The sequence below is a fragment of the Alistipes sp. D31t1_170403_E11 genome (assembly GCF_015553985.1).
Classification (GTDB): domain Bacteria; phylum Bacteroidota; class Bacteroidia; order Bacteroidales; family Rikenellaceae; genus Alistipes; species Alistipes montrealensis.
Genome location: NZ_JADNHQ010000001.1, coordinates 327754 through 344577, shown reverse-complemented (window position 1 = coordinate 344577; position 16824 = coordinate 327754). Strand labels below are relative to the sequence as shown.

At 59.3% G+C, this 16824-nt stretch carries 11 protein-coding genes; 5 read left to right on the top strand and 6 right to left on the bottom strand.

The window, feature by feature from the left end; translation table 11 throughout:
* The first annotated feature begins 3 nt into the window (after positions 1–3).
* Both I2E69_RS01340 and I2E69_RS01335 read left to right on the top strand, forming a co-directional pair.
* The gene (locus tag I2E69_RS01340; protein ID WP_195458348.1) at positions 4–2580 is read left to right on the top strand and encodes a DUF4955 domain-containing protein; all 2577 of its coding nucleotides are present in this window, start codon (positions 4–6) and stop codon (positions 2578–2580) included.
* Between the two features lie 19 nt (positions 2581–2599).
* Positions 2600–4876 carry a PL29 family lyase N-terminal domain-containing protein gene (locus I2E69_RS01335; RefSeq protein ID WP_195458347.1) on the top strand — a complete coding sequence of 759 codons (2277 nt, stop codon included), beginning with the start codon at positions 2600–2602 and terminating at the stop codon, positions 4874–4876.
* Positions 4877–4949: 73 nt separating this feature from the next.
* On the opposite strand, the gene I2E69_RS01330 is transcribed toward I2E69_RS01335, so the two are convergent.
* From I2E69_RS01330 to ilvD, 6 genes are all read right to left on the bottom strand, one after another.
* On the bottom strand, positions 4950–5915 hold the full coding sequence (locus tag I2E69_RS01330; protein WP_195458346.1) for a type I phosphomannose isomerase catalytic subunit: 966 nt from the start codon (positions 5913–5915) through the stop codon (positions 4950–4952).
* A gap of 10 nt (positions 5916–5925) precedes the next feature.
* Positions 5926–7032 carry an ROK family protein gene (locus tag I2E69_RS01325; protein WP_195458345.1) on the bottom strand — a complete coding sequence of 369 codons (1107 nt, stop codon included), beginning with the start codon at positions 7030–7032 and terminating at the stop codon, positions 5926–5928.
* Between the two features lie 167 nt (positions 7033–7199).
* Entirely contained in the window at positions 7200–8246 is a 1047-nt protein-coding gene (gene ilvC, locus I2E69_RS01320) for a ketol-acid reductoisomerase (protein ID WP_195458344.1), read from the bottom strand.
* A 23-nt stretch (positions 8247–8269) separates the two neighbouring features.
* Positions 8270–8800 carry an acetolactate synthase small subunit gene (gene ilvN, locus I2E69_RS01315; protein WP_195458343.1) on the bottom strand — a complete coding sequence of 177 codons (531 nt, stop codon included), beginning with the start codon at positions 8798–8800 and terminating at the stop codon, positions 8270–8272.
* A 13-nt stretch (positions 8801–8813) separates the two neighbouring features.
* Positions 8814–10550: a biosynthetic-type acetolactate synthase large subunit gene (ilvB, locus tag I2E69_RS01310; protein WP_195458342.1), complete on the bottom strand. Its 1737-nt coding sequence runs from the start codon at positions 10548–10550 to the stop codon at positions 8814–8816.
* A 13-nt stretch (positions 10551–10563) separates the two neighbouring features.
* Positions 10564–12390 (bottom strand): dihydroxy-acid dehydratase, encoded by a 1827-nt coding sequence (gene ilvD, locus I2E69_RS01305; RefSeq protein WP_195458341.1) that lies wholly within the window; start codon positions 12388–12390, stop codon positions 10564–10566.
* Between the two features lie 802 nt (positions 12391–13192).
* On the opposite strand from ilvD, the gene I2E69_RS01300 reads away from it, so the two are divergent.
* The 3 genes from I2E69_RS01300 to I2E69_RS01290 all read left to right on the top strand — a co-directional run bounded on the left by I2E69_RS01300 (position 13193) and on the right by I2E69_RS01290 (position 16748).
* A complete protein-coding gene (locus I2E69_RS01300; protein ID WP_195458340.1) occupies positions 13193–14119 on the top strand; it encodes a homoserine kinase in 927 nt (308 codons plus the stop codon).
* Positions 14120–14134: 15 nt separating this feature from the next.
* A complete protein-coding gene (gene thrC, locus I2E69_RS01295; protein ID WP_195458339.1) occupies positions 14135–15427 on the top strand; it encodes a threonine synthase in 1293 nt (430 codons plus the stop codon).
* A gap of 136 nt (positions 15428–15563) precedes the next feature.
* Entirely contained in the window at positions 15564–16748 is a 1185-nt protein-coding gene (locus I2E69_RS01290) for a hypothetical protein (protein WP_195458338.1), read from the top strand.
* Positions 16749–16824: the final 76 nt, after the last annotated feature.

Here is a 16824-nt window from a genome sequence, read left to right as displayed (position 1 = left end):
GATATGAACAAATTGTTTTTGTGGATTGCAGCGGTTTCGGCCTTGGTTCTGCAATCGTGTGAAAATACCGACGGTATCCGCGACGAGATCGAAAACCTGCGCGACCGCGTGGCCGCGCTGGAATCGAAGATCGGCAGCGTGAATACCTCGATCGAGGCGCTCCATCGCCTGATGGACGAATCGACGATTATCGTCGGCGTCAAGTCCAATGCCACGGGCTACGAGATCGAACTGAGCGACGGGACCAGGTTGCCCGTCATCCTCGGCGAGAAGATCGAGGCGCTGGTTCCCGTTATGGGTATCGACGCCGAGGGCTACTGGACTGTAAGTCTCGAAGGCGGTGCAAACCCCAAGCGATTGGAAGTCGACGGTGAATATGTTTCGGCATGGCCTGTCGCCGGCGGCGAGCACGAACCCGGCGCCGAAGGAATTACCCCGCAACTGAAAGTTTCGGCCGACGGCGAGTGGCTCGTGAGCCTCGACGGCGGAGTGACCTATACACTGCTTTTGCAGGATAACAAGCCTGTCAATGCCGTGGGTGACAAGGTCGTCGTCAGTTACAGTTCGGCTTTCAAGTCGGTGGTGTACGATACGAAGACCGGCCTGCTCTCCGTCGAGTTGCTCGGCGGTGAGAAGCTCACGCTTCCCGTCCTCGACGAGTTTTCCTTGACGGTGACGGCTTCCGACAACGAGACGTTCTTCCTCGGGGAGACCCGGGCGTTCGAGGTCGTGCAGACGGGGGTCGCCGAAGCGGTGATCGACGCCCCTGCGGGGTGGTCGGCGGTGCTCGGCGAGACGACGCTGACCGTCACGGCCCCTGCGACGTTCAACGCCGCTTCGCAGGAGGCGGCTGTTTCGATGACGATCTATTCGGACCGGAAATACCGGAAACTCGTAACGCTGAAAGTGACGCTGCTCAATGAGCAGATGGATGCCAACGCCGCCGAGGCGTGGAAAAATTTTAAGGCCGGAACTGCGGATAACGTTCTGCTGGATTATTCGTATGCCGGTTATAAACACGGCGAAGAGGCTCCGGCCGATGCCTGGGGACTGGGCTATAAAATTTACAACGTCGTCGATTACGGCGCCGATCCCACGGGAGTGAAGTCGTCGCGCGAAGCGTTCGTGAAGCTGCTCAAGGAGCTGAAACTCTCGGGACAGAGCGATGCGGGGGCCAATCTGGCCAACGCCAATGCCCGGGCGGTGATCTATTTTCCCGAGGGGCGTTTCATCCTCCACGACGACGATGACAACAGCTACGATGCTTCGGCGGTAAACCAGTCGGAGAAGGACTCGAAGGGCAACAACGTCAGCGAGGAGATTTTCATCCGCGGCGGCAATTTCGTGCTCAAGGGCGCAGGCCGCGGCAAGACGACGCTGGTAATGGACACGCCGAATCTTCCGGCCAATCCGCAGAACATGTGGTCGTCGCCCGTGATGATCAATATCAAGCACAATTCGGGGCTTTCGGACCTTACGGCCGTGACGGGCGATGCGCCCCGCGGCGCGTTCTCGGTGGAGGTGGCCTCGGCGGCCGGCATTTCGTCGGGCGATTGGGTGTGCCTCTCGCTTTCGAACAACGATCCGGTGCTGGTAGCCCAGGAGCTTGCACCGCACCGGGTCGAGGGCAACATGACCGATATCCTGACCGTTACGGTCGAGGATTACCACCAGGTGGCATCCGTGAGCGGCAACCGCCTGACCTTCGCCGAGCCGATCATGTACGCCGTGGAAGCCAAATGGAACTGGAAAATCCGTAAATTTCCGCATTACGAGAACGTCGGCGTCGAGGACGTGACCTTCGAGGGCCGCTCGAAGGAGAATTTCGGACATCACGCCTCGTGGCAGGACGACGGGGCTTACAAGCCGCTCAACATGATGCGGCTGACGAATTCGTGGATCCGCCGCGTCGATTTCAAGGGCGTCAGCGAAGCGCTTTCGATCGTGTCGAGCGCCAACTGCTCGGCTTACGACATCGAGATCAGCGGGAACCGCGGCCATTCGGGCGTACGTTCGCAGTCGTCCTCGCGTATCTTTATCGGCAAGGTTTACGACCACAGCCGCGGGCAGGCCGTGTCGCCTCCCTATACGAGTACGGGGTATTTTGAGAATGCCGGACAGTATCACGCTTCGGGCGTCTCGAACACCTCGCTGGGGGCCGTACTGTGGAACAACACGTGGGGCGACGACGCCTTCTTCGAATCGCATTCCAAACAGCCGCGCGCTACGCTTGTCGACCGTTGTACGGGCGGATTCGTGCAATGGCGTTTCGGCGGCGACGAGACCAACGTACCCAACCACCTGGGCGACCTGACGATCTGGAACCTGAATGCTACGCGTGCCGCACACGATTTCGGAGCCGGTCCGTTCAAGTGGTGGCTCTCTTCGGACAAGTGGTGGAAAACCATGCCGCCGATCATCGTCGGTTTCCACGGTGCGTCGGTCGCTTTCGACGAAAGCGCCGAACAGGTGAAATACCTCGAAAGCAACGGTGCAGCCGTCGAACCGCTGTCGCTCTACGAAGCGCAGTTGCGCGAACGGCTGGGGTATGTTCCTGCATGGCTCAATTCTTTAAAATAAATAAAACACACGATAAATTATGAAAAAGTATCTGATCCTGTTCTTCGTCGCGGTGGCTGCGGTATTCCAGTCGTGCGACAACAACGACGACCTGTGGGATGCGATCGACGACCTGAAGAGCCGCGTGCAGGCGTTGGAGACGCAGGTCGACGCGCTTAACGGCAACATCGAGGCGTTGCAGAAACTCTACGGCGGAGCCACGATCTCCAAGGTCGAGAACTCCGGCGGCAAATACACCATCACGCTGACCAACGGTGAGATTATCGAACTGGTGCAGGGCAGCGAGGCCGAGGCCGTGATTCCGATCATTTCGATCAGCGACAAGGGCGAATGGCAGGTCTCGACCGACAACGGTGCGACCTTTACGTCGCTCGGTGTCAAGGCTGTGGCCGAGGATGGCACGACGCCCCAGTTCCGCATTGACGAGGCTACCGGCTACTGGCAGGTGAGCTACGACGGCGGTAAGACCTTCGAGAATGTGCTCGACACCAATAAAAAACCGGTCGAGGCCATCGGTTCGGGCACGGTGACCGACAAGTTTTTCGATACGGTGAAGGTCGACGGCGACGATTTTTACATCAAACTGCTCGACGGTACAGAACTGCGCATCCCGATCCTGAGCGATTTCTTCTGCCGGATCGTTATGCCGACCCCGGGCGTGCAGACGTTCGACGCCGGGGCTACCAAGCGTTTCGACGTGGAGATCAAGGGCGTCGAGCAGACGAAGCTGTCGGCCCCCGAAGGCTGGACGGCACGCCTTACCGATGCTGTCGGTGAGAAGGCCGAACTGATCGTGACGGCGCCTGCCGCCACGACCCGCGCTACGGCCGATACGTCGAAAGACGTGGCTATCGAAGCATTTGCGGCCAACGGACTTTCGACGGTCGCCAAGATTCAGGTCGAGAGTTCCGGGACGGCGCCTGTCGCCCCGACGGTTGCGGTGACTGCTTCTGTAACGGTAGAGCCTACGCAGTCGGCACTGACCTTCGACATCGCTCCTTCGGCCAATGCCGACGGTTGGAAATACATCTGCCAGAAATCGACGGAGGCGGCCCCCGACGCTGCCAAGGTCCTTGCCGACGGTACGGCCGGCGTGGGTACGAGTGTGACGGTCGAAAATCTGGAGGCGAATACGGCCTACACGATCTATGTGGTTGCCTATGCCGGTGAACTGACGAGCGAGGTCGCAAGCGTGCAGAATACGACGGCGGCGCCTCCCGTTTCCACCGAGACGGACTACTATCAGGATTATCAGGACGGGAAAGACATCACGCTGGGCAGCCTGACGATCAACAAGACGGCTTATCCCGATGCGCAACTGCTCAAACCGGCGGAACTTACCGCTGCCATTCTCCAGGCGGGCGGCCTGATCTTTGTCGACAACTCGGATGAGTCGGCGCTGGCTCATACGGTCGACGGAGGTTCGGTAAATGCCGGACGAACGGCCGATCTCGTGCTGGTAGGCCGTTACAAGGAGCGCGAACAGGCGGCGCTGACCCTGCCTGAGATGCGTTGCAACCGGAATGTGGCCGTAATGAACCTCCACCTGATCGGAAACACCTCCAACACCTTCACGACGACTAATGCGCAGAACTTGAACCCCGATCTGCTGCTGGTGGATTGTACGCTCGACATAAAGCGTTACTTCATCTACGACAATAATGCGAACTGGAGTTTCAACGACATTCTGGTCGACAATTCGTTCGTCATGTATCCTGCGGGCGCAGGGGACCAGCCGGCGCTGTATGCGATCACGACGACCGCCAAGGCCGGAGGCTATCCGATGCAGAGCATCAAGCTGACAAATAACGTGCTATATGCAACCGCGCCGACGCAGGCCTATATCCTGCAATGCGGAAACAATGCGCAGTACGATACGAAGAACCTCCGGATTGAGATTACGGAGAATACGCTCTATGACATTTACCAGCCCAATATCCTGGTCCGCGCGTATATTCTTGCCGGGCTGACCGTGACCAAGAATGTGGGTTACTACACCGGGGTCAGCGCCAAGAACTACCTGACAGCGGTCTACAATACGGCGGATTTCACCAATGATAAGGCGGACGTGTCGTATAACTACCTCTATACGACGCCTGTTGAGACCAATGTTAATTTCTGGTCGGTGAAGCATACCGGAAACTACACTCCTGAGAACAACCAGATGGGCGAAGGGGTGCAAGTGCCGTTCTCGTCGATGAATGCGGCGAAAGGGTATTTCCCGGTCGATGCTTCGGTGGTGAAGACGGGTGCGGGAGCGACCTACGACACGAAGGCGTGGTTCAAGGCGGAGTAATTCCGGCCTGCCGCGACGAAAAAACTCCGGCCTGCGAAAAGCAGGCCGGAGTTTTTTATTGGGGTGGGAAGAATCAGCCGATCCAGCTCGTCAGGACTTTCATGCCCCCGTCGGGCGTGAAGGTAAGCGACCGGGCCGAGGCCGGGATCAGGACCGTTTCACCCTGGTGTACCGTCACCGTCGCACCGCTGTCGTCGGTGAGCGTTCCGCGTCCCTCGATGCAGATCGCCACGACGAACGAATCGAGCGCCGCGAGGTCGAGCGTCTGCGGACGGGTCATGTCGTAGAGCGACGTGGTGAAATAGGGGCACGAAACCAGTTCCACGCGGGCGTCCTGCGCCGCTTCATAGTGCGTACGGTAGTCGGGCAGCACGGTGTAGTCGATGGCGCCCTTCGCCTGCTCGGTGTGCAGTTCACGGGTGTTGCCGTCGGCATCGCGGCGGTTGAAGTCGTAGATGCGGTAGGTGATGTTCGAGGTCTGCTGGATCTCGGCGATGAACGAACCGGCTCCGATCGAGTGCACGCGGCCTGCGGGCAGGAAGAAAACGTCGCCCGGATGAATCTTGTAGTCGGCCAGGATGTCGGTGATCGTGTTGTCGGCCACGCTGGCCTCGTATTGGGCCGGGGTCACCTGCTTCGAGAATCCCGAACGCAGGTGCGCATCCTTGTCTGCCGACACCACATACCACATTTCGGTCTTGCCCTTCGATTTGTGGCGCTCCCACGCCAGTTCGTCATTCGGGTGCACCTGGATCGAGAGGTCCTGCCGGGCGTCGATGAATTTGATCAGCAGCGGGAACTCCTCGCCGAAACGTTCGTAGTTCTCTTTGCCGAGCAGCGCCGCGCCGTGGCGGGCGATCAGACCCGGGAGCGTCGTCCCGGCTTCGGGGCCTTCGGCGACGACGGATTCGTTGTCCTTTACGCCGGAAAGTTCCCAACTCTCGCCGATGTTGCGCTGGTCGGTGCTGATTCCTTTGTAGGGGGCGATCTTCTCGCCGCCCCAGATCAGGGATTTTAAAATCGGTTGAAACTTGTACATGACTTTGTATTTATGCGTTTTCTGCATCCAGTTGGCTCAGGGCGAAAGCATATGCGCCGACCGAGATGGCCTGGCTGGCCCCCAGCTTCGAGATCGTCACGCCGATGCGTTTCTGCGGGTCGTAGGTTACGTAACGGTCCGTTCCGTAGACCTGCAACGGCCGCTGTGCACCCGTTGCGAACTCCTTGAATTCGGCTTCGTCGTCCAGGTCGTAAACCTTCATTTGCACCCGGTTGAGTTCGTCGCCGGTGAGTGTGTGCATCTTTGAACGCAGTTCCTTCAACAGGCTCGGCATGATCCACTTGCGGGCTGCCGTGATGCCGCCGCCGATGACGATCAGACCGTCGATCAGCGTCACGGCCGTAGCCATGGCGTCGCCGGCGATTTCGCCCATTTCGGCGAAAGCCTTGCGGGCGGCCTCGGCATTGCCTTCGCGCGTTCCGTCGGCTATTTCACAGATATCCTTCGGCTCTAGCCCGTGGTCGGGGTTGCCCGTCAGTTCGCCGTAGACCCGTTTCACGGCCCGGATGGACGCTCCGTCCTCGACGATGATTTCGGGCATCTTCTTGTGCTTGAGGCAGAAAGTTTCGACGCACGAGTTGTCGCCCCGGTTAAGCTGGTTGTCGACCACGATGCCGACGCCGAGACCCGTGCCGAAGGTGTAGCCGACGAGGTTTTTATAGCGTTTGGGGCTGTTCAGCGCCTCCAGCCGGGCATTGACCTCGGGCAGTGCGCCTCCCAGCGCCTCGCCGTAGGCGAACAGGTCGCCGTCGTTGTTGATGAAAACTGGGATACCGAATTTGGCTTCGAGGAACGGTCCGAGCGCCACGCCTTCGCGGAACGAAGGGAAGTTCGGGAGGTAACCGCCGATGATGCCGTTGGGATAGTCGGCCGGGCCGGGGAACGCGAAACTGATAGCCACGGGTTTCTCGGGCAGGCGGGCGATAATCTGCTGAAAACCTTCTACCATCGTAGCGAGGCATTTGTCCAGGCTGCTGGCGTTCGAAGGCAGCGTGATGGGCTCCACAATGAATTTATTGGCCTGCATGGCGCCGAACACGAGATTCGTGCCGCCTGCGTCGAGGGTGATGACCACCCGGTTGTCGTAACTATACATTTTATCGCGGTTTTATGGTTAGTTCATCTAAAAAAAGACGAGTTGGCAAATTGCTTTCCCAACTCGTCTCCCGTTCAGGGACCTGCTTCATTTGCAGGTACAAAATTACGTATAAAATTCCGTCCGGCCAAGATTTTGAATCAAAAAGAACCGGGTCGCAGATGCGATTAGTTGTTCTCGGGCCTCAGCTTGCGTACAACGGCGCCGGTCTGCCACATCTCGCTTTCGCGCATGTCGCGCAGCTCCTCGTTGAGTTTCTCGCGGTAATCGGGCTTGCTGTTCAGGTCGATCGAACGCTGGGCCTCGTTGCCGGCGGCCACCTCTTTGTAGAGCTCTTCGAAAACGGGCTTCGTGGCGTCGCGGAACTTCTTCCACCAGTCGAGCGCGCCGCGCTGGGCCGTGGTCGAACAGTTGGCATACATCCAGTCCATGCCGTTTTCGGCGACGAGCGGCATGAGCGACTGCGTCAGCTCCTCGACCGTCTCGTTGAAGGCCTCCGAGGGGGTGTGGCCGTTGGCGCGCAGCGTGTCGTACTGGGCCGCGAAGATGCCCTGGATGGCGCCCATCAGCGTTCCGCGTTCGCCTGTCAGGTCGGAGTAAACCTCGCGCTTGAAATCGGTTTCGAACAGGTAGCCCGAACCCACGCCGATACCCAGCGCCACGACGCGCTCGAAAGCGCGGCCCGTCGCATCCTGGAATACCGCATAGCTGGAGTTGAGTCCGCGGCCCTGGAGGAACATGCGGCGCAGCGAGGTTCCCGAACCCTTCGGGGCGATCAGAATCACGTCCACGTCGGCCGGGGGCACGATGCCCGTACGCTCCTTGTAGGTGATGCCGAATCCGTGGGAGAAATAGAGCGCCTTGCCCGGCGTGAGGTGCTTCTTGATGGTTGGCCATACGGCGATCTGTCCGGCGTCGGAGAGCAGGTACTGGATGATCGTGGCGCGCTCGGCGGCCTCTTCGATCCCGAAGAGCGTCTCGCCCGGAACCCAGCCGTCGGCAACGGCCTTGTCCCAGCTCTTCGATCCTTCGCGCTGGCCTACGATGACGTTGAATCCGTTGTCGCGCAGGTTGAGCGACTGTCCGGGGCCCTGTACGCCGTAGCCGATGATGGCGATGGTTTCGTCCTTGAGGACTTCGAGCGCTTTTTTCAGGGGGAACTCCTCGCGGGTTACGACGTTCTCTTCAACGCCGCCGAAATTGATCTGTGCCATAGTTTTTTGTGATTTAAGATTGATTAATTATGTTGTTTGTTGTTGAGTCGTTCGATCTCTTCGAGGTATTCGTTCAGCAGTTCGCGCCGCGATTTGATGATGGCCACCGTGCCGCTGCGCACGAATTGCTGTACGCCGTGGGGTTGCAGCAGCTTGAACAGCGCCTGCGTGTCGGCCTTGTGTCCGGTTTTTTCGACGACGATGTAGTCCTCGTCGATCTCCAGGATGCGGACGTTGTGCTTGCGCACCAGTTGTTCGACATTCCGGCTGCGGGTGACCTTGTAGAGGGCTATCTCCTGCTGTACCACCTCGTCGGAGGTGTAGACGAAGGTTTTCAGCACGTCGATCTTCTTCTCGACCTGCCGTACGAGTTTGTCGACCTGGTCGGGCGTGGTGCGGACCACGATGGTGAATTTGTGGATGCCCTGAAGCGCCGATTCCGAGGTCGTGAGGCTCTCGATATTCACGTCGCGGCAGGTGAAGACGGTGGTGATCTGGCTCAGCAGGCCCACTTTGTTTTCCGAAAATACGGTGATGATGTACTCTTGTTCCATAGGTTTCTGCATTTTACTCGAACCGGATTTCTGATACGGGGGCGCCTGCCGGGACCATCGGGAAAATGTTTTCTTCGCCTTCGACGCGTACTTCCAGCAGGAAGGCGCCTTCCGAGGCTTTCATGGCGGCGATCGCTTCGCCGAGTTCCTCGCGCCGTTCGACGCAGCGGTAGCTGAGGCCGTTGCCGCGGGCGATCAGCCCGAAATCGGGGTTGACCATCTCGGTGAAAGAGTAGCGGCGGTCGTAGAAGAGTTCCTGCCATTGGCGGACCATCCCGAGGAACGAGTTGTTCAGCAGGACGATTTTCACGGGAACGTGCGACTGGAAGATCGTGCCCAGCTCCTGGATGGTCATTTGCAGGCCGCCGTCGCCGACGAAGAGCACCACTTCACGGTCGGGTGCGCCGAGTTTGGCCCCGATGGCCGCCGGAAGTCCGAATCCCATTGTTCCCAGACCGCCCGAGGTGACGATGCTGCGGCTGCGGCGGAATCCGAAATAACGGGCCGCGTTCATCTGTTGCTGGCCGACATCGGTGACCAGCACCGCGTCGTTGCCGTAGGCCCGGCTCACGGCGTCGACCGTCTCGCCCATGCGGATACGCCCTTCGGCGGGATGCACCGCTTTGCGGATCACCGCTTCGTATTCTATCTTGTCGCAGGTCCGGAATCCGGCGATCCATTCGCTGTGGTCGCGCTTGCGGATGCGTTCGGTGATGAGCGGCAGCGACCGTTTCACGTCGCCCACGACAGGAACGTCGGCATGGACGATCTTGTCGATCTCCGCGGGATCGATCTCCAGGTGGATCACCTTGGCATTGGCGCCGAAATGCGCGGGGCTTCCCGTCACGCGGTCGTCGAAACGCATGCCTACGGCGATCAGCAGGTCGCACTCCTGGTTCTTGATGTTGGGGCCGTAGTTGCCGTGCATGCCCAGCATGCCTACATTCTGCGGGTGGTCGGTCGGCAGGGCCGAGAGGCCCAGCAGGGTCGAGGCGGCAGGCATGCCGCTCTTGTCGAGCAGTGCCTGCAATTCGGCTTCGGCATTGCCCAGGACGACACCCTGGCCCACCATTACCAGCGGGCGGCGGGCCTGGTCGATCAGCCGCGCAGCCTCGGCGATGCGCTCTGCGTCGGGCTCGGGCGAAGGGATGTAACTGCGTATCGACGTGATTTTTTCGTAGCGGAAGGGGGCCGTTCCGCACTGCGCGTCTTTGGTGATGTCGACTACGACGGGACCCGGACGGCCCGAACGGGCGATGTAGAAGGCTTTGGCGATGGCCGCCGGAATATCCTCGGTGCGCTTGACCTGGCAGTTCCATTTGGTGACGGCCTGCGTGATGCCGACGAAATTGGTCTCCTGGAAAGCGTCGGTTCCCAGCAGTGACGAGCCTACCTGCCCGGTGACGAGCACCAGCGGCGTGGAGTCCATCAGCGCGTCGGCGAGTCCTGTCACGGTGTTCGTGGCCCCGGGGCCGGAGGTTACGAGGCAGACCCCGACGCGGCCGCTGACGCGGGCATAGCCCTGTGCGGCGTGGACGGCGCCCTGCTCGTGGCGGACGAGGATGTGCCGCAACTGGTCGCGGTAGTCGTAAAGCGCGTCGTAAACGGGGATGATCGCGCCTCCGGGGTAGCCGAAGAGAATGTCTACACCTTCGTGTAAAAAGGATTCGATCAGGGCCTTCGATCCTGTGATCACGGGGTCGGAGGCCGTGCGTCGCTCTTCGGGGCGGGAGGATTGGGGAGTATTCATAGTCGATGCGGTTTTATTCTTCGTCTTCGTCGATGATGCGTACTGCGCCTTTGTCGGCCGAACTGACCAGTTGCGCATAGGCGCGCAGCGAGGTCGGTACGTGGCGGTTGCGGTTTACGGGGCGGAACTGTTTCTGTGCGGCCATGCGGGCGGCTATCTCTGCGTCGTCCGCTACGAGGCGGATCGTGCGTGCGGGGATGTCGATCTCGATCTCGTCGCCCGTACGCAGGATGGCGATCTCCCCGCCCGAGGCGGCTTCCGGCGAGACGTGGCCGATCGAAAGGCCCGACGTGCCGCCCGAGAAACGCCCGTCGGTGATCAGCGCGCAGGCCTTGTCGAGTTTCTTCGATTTGAGGTACGACGTGGGGTAGAGCATCTCCTGCATGCCCGGCCCGCCTTTGGGGCCTTCGTAACGGATGACGACCACTTCGCCGGCCTGCACCTCGTCGGCGAGGATGCCGTTCATGGCCTGTTCCTGCGACTCGTAGACGCGTGCCGGTCCGCGGAAGACGAACAGTTTCTCGTCGACGCCCGCGGTTTTGACCACGCAGCCCGAACGGGCGATGTTGCCCGTCAGTACGGCCAGTCCTCCGTCGCGGAAATAGGCGTGCTCTGCATCGCGGATACAGCCCGCCGTGCGGTCGGTGTCCGGCTCTTCGTAATAGGAGTGCTGGGCGCCCAGTTCGCGGCTGTAATGACCTGCCGGGGCGCTCAGCGAACGGCGCCGGGCTGCATCGGAAGCCGTGGGGCTGAGGATGTCGCAGGCCGCTATGGCCTCGCCGAGCGTGCGCCCGTCGACGCGCTGCGCCGAGGTGTCGAGCAGTCCGGCGCGGTCGAGTTCGCCCAGGATGGCGAAAATCCCTCCGGCGCGGTTGACATCCTGGATGTGGTAGTGCGAGTTGGGTGCGACCTTGCAGAGCACGGGAACCCGGCGCGAGAGGCGGTCGATGTCCTGCATCGTGAAATCCACCCCGGCTTCGTGGGCCACGGCCAGCAGGTGCAGGACCGTGTTGGTCGAACCGCCCATGGCGATGTCGAGCGACATGGCGTTGTTGAAAGCCGCCTTTGTGGCGATCGAGCGCGGGAGCACCGAATCGTCGTCGTTGAAGTAGTAACGTTCGGCATTGCGGACGATGAGCGCCGCGGCGTCCTCGAACAGGCGGCGGCGGGAAGCATGTGTGGCGACGATCGTGCCGTTGCCCGGCAGCGAAAGTCCCAGCGCTTCGGTGAGGCAGTTCATCGAGTTGGCGGTGAACATACCCGAGCACGATCCGCAGCCGGGGCAGGCGCAGCGTTCGATGCGCGCGATGTCCTCGTCGCTGCACGAGTCGTCGGCGCCCATCACCATGGCGTCGATCAGGTCGACGCTGCGGTCGCCGAATTTTCCGGCCTCCATCGGTCCTCCCGAGACGAAGACCGTGGGGATGTTGAGCCGCATGGCGGCCATCAGCATGCCGGGCGTGATTTTGTCGCAGTTGGAGATGCAGACCAGTGCATCGACCTTGTGGGCATTGGCCATGTATTCGACGCTGTCGGCGATGATTTCGCGCGAAGGCAGCGAGTAGAGCATACCGTCGTGGCCCATGGCGATGCCGTCGTCGATGGCGATGGTGTTGAACTCCGCAGCGAAGCACCCGAGGGCTTCGATGCGTTGTTTGACATATTGTCCGATCTCGTGCAGGTGCACATGCCCCGGTACGAGCTGGGTGAACGAATTGGCGATGCCGATGACCGGTCGGCCGAATTGTTCTTCGCGCATGCCGTTGGCGCGCCAGAGGCTCCTGGCTCCCGCCATCCGGCGGCCCGTCGTCGTGACGGCGCTTCTGAGTGTGTGTTTCATCTTTCCGTTTTCGTTTCAGTCTCCCGCCGGACTGCGGCCCTGTAACAAAAAAGCCTTTCCCCGGTTGGGAGAAAGGCTTTATTTTGTCGATCAAATATATACGCCACCTTTCTCCCGTTATCTTCTAAGGACGACGAGCAGCAGGGTAATGACGATAATATTCGAATGATTCAGGGCGTTCATTGCCGGTTTTTCTTCTTTGTCTGGACCAAAGGTATGGATATTAAATTATTTGAACAAATAATTTCCTAAAAAAATTTAATATTGTAACAGTCCGGAAGCATATCCTCTTCTTGGATTCGTAACTGTCTGTGATATCTCGTATTTACTTACAATCCGAAAGCTTGTTTTTGGCCTCCGAGTGCGGTTTTAGGGGCTTTTTGCGATCTGTCCCGGCTGGAATGCACTGAATGGCTTTCATTTTTTGTTCCCGAAGCGTCTTTTACGGTCCTTTTGTGCTACTCCTATATATATAAAGGGTTGTCTGTGCGGCTGCGGGGTGCTTACAAATTGTTACAACGATTTGGATTATTAAAATATTTGTTTTATATTTGCCGATGATGGTTACCAAACGGCATATAACGACGACAGGACGAGGTTGCGGATTTATCGGCAATCCCGTAGGCTGTGTTTATACCGGTATCTTCACGACCACCACAACTACCACGACGACTACCACGACCCCTGTGGGGGTTCAGTAGTCAATATCCGTCGCATACATGTATGCATATTCCGGCCGAGGCTGCCGGGAGCGGAAGCAGGAAATCAGATAACGGTAGTTTAATTCATCAAAAAAAATGTTATGAAATATATTAAGGTTTTCGCGCCGGGAACGGTTGCGAATCTGGGATGCGGTTTCGACGTAATGGGCCTTACGCTCGACGGAGTGGGCGATGTGCTGGAAGTAGGTGTCGAGGAGAATGCCGAAGGATTTGAAATCCGCAACCGCAGTGGGGTGGAGCTCCCCGAGGATATCGAGAGTAACGTCATTACGCCCGCGGTGCGGGCCATGCTCGAAGCATACGGCCGTCCCGTGCGTGTCGAAATCGAACTGGTCGAGAAGATCGCTCCCGGCAGCGGTATCGGGTCGAGCGCCGCGTCGTCGGCTGCGGCGGTCTATGGTATCAACGAACTGCTGGGCCGTCCGTTTTCGGGCAAGCAGTTGGTGGAGTTCGCCATGATGGGCGAAGCGCTGAACGGTGGCACGCCCCATGCCGACAATGTCGGTCCGGCCCTGTTGGGCGGTGTGGTGCTGGTCCGCGGTTACGAACCTTTCGACATCGTAAGACTGCCTGTGCCCGATAACTTCTTCTATGCCGTGGCGCATCCCGGCATCGTGGTCAGCACCAAGGACGCGCGCGAGGTTCTGCCCAAGCAGATCCCCCTGTCGAATGCCATTGCGCAGTGGGGCAACGTCGGCGGACTGGTCGCCGGGTTTGCATTGAGGGACGTGGCGCTGATCGGCCGTTCGATGCACGATGTCGTTGCGGAGCCTTACCGCAAGGGATTCATTCCCGGTTACGATGCGTTGAAGGAGCAGGTGCTGGCCGGAGGCGCGCTGGCCATGAATATCGCCGGATCGGGACCCTCGGTTTTTGCCCTGGCATCCAATTACGAGATCGCCGTGCGGATTTCTGAAGCGATGAAGCGGCATTTCGAAGGGCAGGGAATCGGTTGTAATATCTATGCGGGCCGTGTGTCGAATGCCGGGGCGCGGGTTATCGTATAACAAAAACGGACGACGATGAAATTTTACAGTACGAGAGATACCGAATATGCACACGGCTGTTCGCTGCGCGAGGCCGCGCTGATGGGACTGGCTCCCGACGGAGGACTGTTTGTTCCGGAACGGATTCCACAGGCCGACATGGCGGAGGTGGAGCGTCTGGCCGCTGAATCGTATCCCGCATTGGCGGGCTATCTGGCCGGGCTGTTCTTCGGCGACGATTTCGATTCGCAGGTCATGCAGCGGGAATTGGACGGCCTTTACGACTTTCCCGTACCCCTGCGCGTAGTCGGGCGGGGGCGTTATACGCTGGAACTGTTCCACGGTCCGACCTGTGCTTTCAAGGATTTCGGCGCCGGGTTTATGGGCCGGATGATCGGTCTGCTGGGCGCCGCCGATGAAAAACTGGTGATCCTCACCGCCACGTCGGGCGATACGGGCAGTGCCGTGGCGCACGGATTCTACAACGTGCCGGGCGTCGAGGTCGTGGTGCTCTATCCCGAAGGGAAAATCAGCCGCCTGCAGGAGTGCCAGATGACCGCACTCGGCAGCAACATCCATCCGCTGCGCGTGGCCGGAACGTTCGACGACTGCCAGCGGCTCGTGAAGGAACTCTTCGCCGATGCGGTGTTCCGCTCCCGGCGGCGGGTAACGTCGGCCAATTCGATCAACCTGCTGCGCTGGATTCCGCAGGCGTTCTACTATTTCTACGGTTATTGCCAGTGGCGGCAGGCCACGGGTGGCGACCGCCCTGTCGTCGTAGTGCCGAGCGGCAACTACGGCAACCTCGCGGCAGGTATGCTGGCCCAGCGCATGGGGCTGCCTGTCGGGGGCTTCGTCGCCGCGTCGAACGTCAACGATGTCGTACCCGAGTTTATCCGCACGGGCATCTATCGCCCGCGGCCTTCGGTGCGGACCCCGGCCAATGCGATGGATGTCGGTGCGCCGAGCAATTTCGAACGGATGCTGTGGCTCTGCGCCGGAGATCCGGAGATGCTGCGCGCCGAACTGGCGGGATTCCGCTGCGACGATGCGTGCATCCGCCGCACGATCGACGAGTTGTACGAGCGTTACGGCTATTTCTCCGACCCGCACAGCGCTGTCGGCTATGCGGCTTCGATGGCTTTGAATAAGCCGGGTTTCTACCTTTCTACGGCGCATCCCGCCAAGTTCGGCGAGGTCATCGAGTCGGTGACCGGAGCCCGGGTTCCGCTTCCGGAGCGGTTGGAACGACTCACGCAACGGCCCCAGTCCTCCGAACCGCTGGCGGTCGACCTTGCCGCCCTTGAAGAGTTCGTTGCAAACGTCTGAGAAGAAAGAATCCCCGACTTCTTCAAGTCGGGGATTCTTTCTTTTTATTTCGTTTCGGGTTGTATTTTAGGTTGCTTTTGTTTATATTTGTTGCGAAAAAGCAAACAAACTGTTTCCTAACGTAAAAAAACTTCCGATGAACTTCAAACGTCTGCTTCCGTTGCTGATCGTTCCGTTGTTGCTGACGGCCTGCCCGTCCGGCGCTAATCGTGCGAAAAACGCCCCCGACCTGAGTAAACTCCCGCGTGAAATCCGCTCGGGCGAGCAAGGTCCGTTCCATGTGCAGGGCATTGCCGTCGACCTCGAACGCGGCTACATTTATTTCTCTTTTACGACCAAACTGCTGAAGATGGACCTCGAAGGTAATTTGATCGGCAGTGTGGACGGTGTGACGGGCCATTTGGGCTGTTTGACGATGAATCCTGCCGACGGACGTGTTTACGGTTCGCTCGAATACAAGGACGATGTGATTGGCAAGGGCATCCGCAAGACGCTCGACGCCGGCCAGGTCGCTCCGGAAGATGAAAAGGACCAAACGGGTTTCTACGTTGCTATTTTCGATGTAGACCGCATCGATCGTCCCGATATGGATGCCGAAAAAGACCATGTGATGACGACCGTCTATATCAAGGAGGCCGTAGACGATTATTTCGCAACGGCGGAGAACGGCGGTCGGACGGTCGAGCACCGGTTCGGCTGCTCGGGTATCGACGGCGTGACGTTCGCACCCCGCTTCGGCAGCAAGGAGGGCGGCGATTATCTCTATGTGGCTTACGGCATTTACGGCGACACGCTGCGTACGGACAACGATTACCAGGTACTGCTCGCTTACGATACGAAGGATTGGAAGCGCTTCGAGCAGCCGCTTTCGCAGAACAATCTCCATAAAAGCGGTCCTGCGACGCCCGACCGCAAGTATTTCGTCCGCACGGGCAACACCTCGTGGGGAATCCAGAACCTGGCTTACGATCCGGCGTCGGGAAACTGCTATGCCGCGGTTTACAAAGGTAAAAAATCCCAATACCCCAATTATTCGCTCTTTGTGATCGACGGCGGCAAACCCGCCCGAAAGGAACTTTTGCAGGGTTTCGATACGCCTACCGAAGGCGAGGTGCTCTCGTTGCTTCCTGCCGGAAAATCGGCCGACGGCATCTACGGCTGGGATTTCAAATGGGGAACGACCGGCCTGTGTCCGCTCGGGGGAGGTTATTTCTACATCTCGCAGAACGCCCGGTCGAAGGAGACCAAACAGCAGAGCAGCACCGTCTGCCTTTATCGGTGGACCGGCGATGCGGATGCTCCCTTCCAGTTGGTCGAATAATCGTTTTCAACAGTAAAACTACCCGGCTGCTCCTGCGAGCAGCCGGGTAGTTTTATAAACTGGAAGGAACAGAGCG

Excerpts from the sequence above, each read along its gene's own strand:
- ilvD (WP_195458341.1), bottom strand. The coding sequence starts at position 12,390 with ATGAAACACACACTCAGAAGCGCCGTCACGACGACGGGCCGCCGGATG.
- I2E69_RS01330 (WP_195458346.1), bottom strand. The coding sequence starts at position 5,915 with ATGTACAAGTTTCAACCGATTTTAAAATCCCTGATCTGGGGCGGCGAG.
- I2E69_RS01290 (WP_195458338.1), top strand. The coding sequence starts at position 15,564 with ATGAACTTCAAACGTCTGCTTCCGTTGCTGATCGTTCCGTTGTTGCTG.
- ilvN (WP_195458343.1), bottom strand. The coding sequence starts at position 8,800 with ATGGAACAAGAGTACATCATCACCGTATTTTCGGAAAACAAAGTGGGC.
- I2E69_RS01325 (WP_195458345.1), bottom strand. The coding sequence starts at position 7,032 with ATGTATAGTTACGACAACCGGGTGGTCATCACCCTCGACGCAGGCGGC.
- I2E69_RS01340 (WP_195458348.1), top strand. The coding sequence starts at position 4 with ATGAACAAATTGTTTTTGTGGATTGCAGCGGTTTCGGCCTTGGTTCTG.
- thrC (WP_195458339.1), top strand. The coding sequence starts at position 14,135 with ATGAAATTTTACAGTACGAGAGATACCGAATATGCACACGGCTGTTCG.
- ilvB (WP_195458342.1), bottom strand. The coding sequence starts at position 10,550 with ATGAATACTCCCCAATCCTCCCGCCCCGAAGAGCGACGCACGGCCTCC.
- I2E69_RS01335 (WP_195458347.1), top strand. The coding sequence starts at position 2,600 with ATGAAAAAGTATCTGATCCTGTTCTTCGTCGCGGTGGCTGCGGTATTC.
- I2E69_RS01300 (WP_195458340.1), top strand. The coding sequence starts at position 13,193 with ATGAAATATATTAAGGTTTTCGCGCCGGGAACGGTTGCGAATCTGGGA.
- ilvC (WP_195458344.1), bottom strand. The coding sequence starts at position 8,246 with ATGGCACAGATCAATTTCGGCGGCGTTGAAGAGAACGTCGTAACCCGC.